The organism is Halomonas sp. SIMBA_159 (assembly GCF_046536035.1).
In the GTDB taxonomy this organism is placed as follows: Bacteria; Pseudomonadota; Gammaproteobacteria; order Pseudomonadales; family Halomonadaceae; genus Vreelandella; species Vreelandella venusta_A.
Genome location: NZ_JAWJBT010001272.1, coordinates 1 through 246, shown reverse-complemented (window position 1 = coordinate 246; position 246 = coordinate 1). Strand labels below are relative to the sequence as shown.

At 53.7% G+C, this 246-nt stretch carries 1 protein-coding gene; it reads right to left on the bottom strand.

The annotated features are described in order from the left end of the window. Positions 1-8 precede the first annotated feature (8 nt). A partial coding sequence (locus tag R0J87_RS23340) for a DUF423 domain-containing protein (protein ID WP_447307162.1) occupies positions 9-246 on the bottom strand: 238 nt, incomplete at its 5' end.

The following is a 246-nucleotide window of genomic DNA, read 5'->3' as shown; positions in this document are numbered from 1 at the left end:
ATACAACCTTATTCATGACTTACGCCCTTGCGCTTTAAACGGATAGCACCAACTAACATTAACGCCCAGCCCGCAAGGAAGCTCACGCCGCCAACCGGAGTGACAAACGCCCACAAACGCAGATGGGACAGTGCCAGGCAATAAAGGCTGCCGCTGAACAGCACCGTGCCTAACGCGAGGAAAACGCTACTCCAGTAAAACCAGATACTGATGCGACGCTGCATTGCCACCGCCAGACCTAAGATC